This window comes from Micromonospora sp. NPDC002575 (assembly GCF_042889525.1).
Lineage (GTDB): Bacteria > Actinomycetota > Actinomycetes > Mycobacteriales > Micromonosporaceae > Micromonospora > Micromonospora carbonacea.
In genome coordinates, this window is the sequence record NZ_JBIARA010000052.1 from 1 (window position 1) to 3088 (window position 3088).

General features: G+C 77.5%; 4 protein-coding genes. 1 reads left to right on the top strand and 3 read right to left on the bottom strand.

The features are described from left to right. The 3 genes from ACFYWL_RS30900 to ACFYWL_RS30910 all read right to left on the bottom strand — a co-directional run. Positions 1-474 (bottom strand): PepSY domain-containing protein (locus ACFYWL_RS30900; protein ID WP_386980270.1); only part of this gene is annotated, 474 nt, incomplete at its 3' end. A 99-nt stretch (positions 475-573) separates the two neighbouring features. Next, a complete protein-coding gene (locus ACFYWL_RS30905) occupies positions 574-1857 on the bottom strand; it encodes an ATP-binding protein (protein ID WP_386980273.1) in 1284 nt (427 codons plus the stop codon). After that, on the bottom strand, positions 1854-2546 hold the full coding sequence (locus ACFYWL_RS30910) for a response regulator transcription factor (RefSeq protein WP_386980277.1): 693 nt from the start codon (positions 2544-2546) through the stop codon (positions 1854-1856). The genes ACFYWL_RS30905 and ACFYWL_RS30910 overlap by 4 nt, the downstream gene beginning before the upstream one ends. A 101-nt stretch (positions 2547-2647) precedes the next feature. Here ACFYWL_RS30910 and ACFYWL_RS30915 point away from each other — a divergent pair. Next, the coding region (locus ACFYWL_RS30915; RefSeq protein ID WP_386980279.1) for a septum formation initiator at positions 2648-3088 on the top strand (441 nt) is incomplete at its 3' end.

Below are 3088 nucleotides of genomic sequence, written 5' to 3' on the forward strand. Positions count from 1 at the left end.
GTCGCGGTCGTCGTGGTCGTCGTCGGCGTCGTCGTGGTCGACCGGCTCCTGCTCGGCCTCGACCACGGTGCCGTCGTTGCGGTCCACGTCGATCTCGTGCTCGGTCTGCCCGTTGACGATCTCGATGCTCCACACCGCCCGGCCGTGCTCGTCGTCGGCCTCGACCTCGACGATCCGCCCGCCCCCGGCCCGGGCGAGCGCGATCTCGCCGGCCCGCTGCTGGTCGACCTTGCCGGCCGGGGCGTCGGTGGCCGACGGCACGCCGGTCGCGGCGGGAGCACCGGTCGGAGCACCGGTCGGGGCGTCGGTCGCGCCGCCGCCCGGGGTCGTGGTGGTCGCCGGGGCGGCGGTGGCGGCGGTCAGGGTGGTGCGACCCACCCGGTTGTCGGCGGCGGTGACGCCGACGGCCACCCCGGCCGCCGCCAGCATCGCCGCGCCGCCCAGGGACGCCATGATCAGGGACTTGCGCTTCATCTCGGGCACCTTTCCTCGTTTCCTGCCTCCGAGGATCGGTCCTGGCGCGATAGCGGCGCGCTGCACCGACGCTAAGGCCGGGTTAAGGCCGTCCCGGCGCTAGGGGCGGGACGGCGGCGCGCCGAGCCAGAGCCGCACCTCCGCGCCTGCGCCGGGGGCGGAGCGCAGCTCCAGCCGGCCCCCGGCGGTCTCCGCCGCCCGGCGGGCGATGTCCAGGCCGAGGCCGGTGGAACCGGCCGGGCTCGCGCCCCGGGCAACGGTGGCGGCGGGCATGCCGGGGCCGGAGTCGGCCACGGCGAGCAGCACCTGCCCGTCCCGCGGGGCGAGCCGGACGGTGAACGCGGTGCCGTCCGGGGTGTGCGCGAAGACGTTGCCGAGCAGCGCGTCGACCGCGGCGGCCAGCTCGTCGGCGGGCACCCCGACCGGCAACGGCCCGCCGGCCAGGTCGCGGTGGACCTCCCGCCCGGTGTCCTCGGCGAGCACCGACCAGAACGCCACCCGGTCGGCGACCACGGCGGCCGCGTCGCACCCGGCCGGGGCGGCGGCCGGTGACCGGTCGCGGCGGGCCTGGCGGATCAGGCCGGTCACGGCCCGCTCCAGCGCGTCCGCGGCGGCGGCGATCCGGGCCGCGTCCTGCGGGTCGGGCAGCGACTCGGCCTCCAACCGCAGCGTGGTGAGCGGGGTGCGCAGCCGGTGGGACAGGTCGGCCACCTGCTCGCGTTCCTGCGCCAGGAGCACCTGGATGCGGCCGGCCAGGTGGTTGAGCGCGCCGGCCACCTCACGCAGCTCGGCCGGGCCGGCGGGGGTGACCCGCGCGTCCAGCTCGGCGTTGGCGAGCCGGTGCGACACCGCCGACAGCTCGGTGATCGGCCGGACCAGGGTGCGGGCCAGCCGGTCGGCCACGGCCAGCCCCACCAGCACCAGCAGCACGCCGAGCAGGGCCAGCACGAGCCAGGCCCGGGTCACCCCGGCCGTCAGCTCGGCGCGGGGCACGACCGTGCGGATCACCCCGGTGCCGTCCGGGCGGCCCTGCACCGCGATCACCACCTCGCGTCCCGCGTCGGACTCCGCGGTGAGGCTCTGCCCGCGTTCGGCCAGGGCCACCGCGGGGGTACGCGGGACGGGCGTGCCGAGCACGGTGTCGCCGGGCAGGTAGACGCTGACCGGGCGGCCCGACTCGGCGGCGAGCTGCTCGACGGTCAGCCGGATGGTGGCGGCGTCGGCCGTGCCCACCACCGGCACCAGGCTCTGTGCGTCGGCGGTGGCCCGGACGGTGGCCCGGTCCTCGGCCACGGCGCGCACCAGCAGCGCCAGCGGCACGAGGAACGCCACCAGCGTGAGCACGCTGACGGCGGCAGCCAGCAGCGCCAGGCGGGCCCTCACGCCGCGCCGCCCGGCGGCTCCAGCCGCACGCCCACGCCCCGCACGGTGTGCAGGTAGCGGGGCTGCTGGGCGTTCTCGCCCAGCTTGCGGCGCAGCCACGACAGGTGCACGTCGACGGTCTTGTCCGCGCCGCCGTACGGGATCTGCCAGACCTCGGTGAGCAGCTCCCGCTTGGTGACCACCTCCCCGGGGCGGGCGGCGAGGTGGTGCAGCAGGTCGAACTCGCGCGGGGTGAGCTCGACCGCGACGCCGTCGAGGGTCACCTGGCGGGCGCGCGGGTCGACCCGCAGACCGCCCACCACGAGCGTGGGGTCGTCCGCCCCGGTGCCCGCACCGCGCCGCAGCACCGCGCGGACCCGCGCGTCGAGCTGGGCGGCGGTGAACGGCTTCACGACGTAGTCGTCGGCGCCCGCGTCGAGGACCCGGACGATCTCGGTCTCGTCGTCGCGGGCGGTGGCCACGATGACGGGCACCGCGCTGACCGCCCGCAGCATGCGCAGCAGCTCCCGCCCGTCCAGGTCGGGCAGGCCCAGGTCGAGCACGACCAGGTCCGGCCGATTGTCCAGGGCGTCGCGCAGCCCGTCCATCGCGGTCGACGCGGCGGCCACGGCGTGGCCCCGGTCCCGCAGCGCCCGCGCCAGCGGCGTGCGGATGGTCAGGTCGTCCTCGATCAGCAGCAGGCGGGGCACACGACGAGGCTAGCCGCCCCGGCCGACGCCAGGCCGGTCCTTAACCGTCCCTTAGCCTCGTCCCACGACACGGTCAACCCTGGATCGGGGATAGTCGGGGGATGCGTCGTCGTTCGCTTCTCGCGGTCGCGGGGTGGCTGGCCACCGCCGTGCTCGCCACCGGAGTCGGGGTGGCCGCCATCCGGCTGGTCGGGGAGAGCATCACCGGCACGCCGGGCGGGGTGCGCAGCCAGGAGGAGGTCGAGCGGGCCCTGGCCGCTCCGGCGCCCACCGGTTCCGGCGTCTCCTCCCCCGGCGTCGGCGCGCCCACGGGGTCGGCCGGCCCCGACGCCCGGCGGGCCTTCGCGACCGCCGGCGGCACGGCCGTGGCCGAGTGCGTGCCGGGCGGGGTACGCCTGGTCTCCTGGGCCCCCGCGCAGGACCACCGGGTCGCCGACGTCGACCGGGGGCCGGACGACGACGTCGAGGTCACCTTCGTCGGGCCGGGCGGGGAGCACGAGCTGAAGGTTCGGTGCGTGGGCGGCGAACCGGTCGCCGTCGCG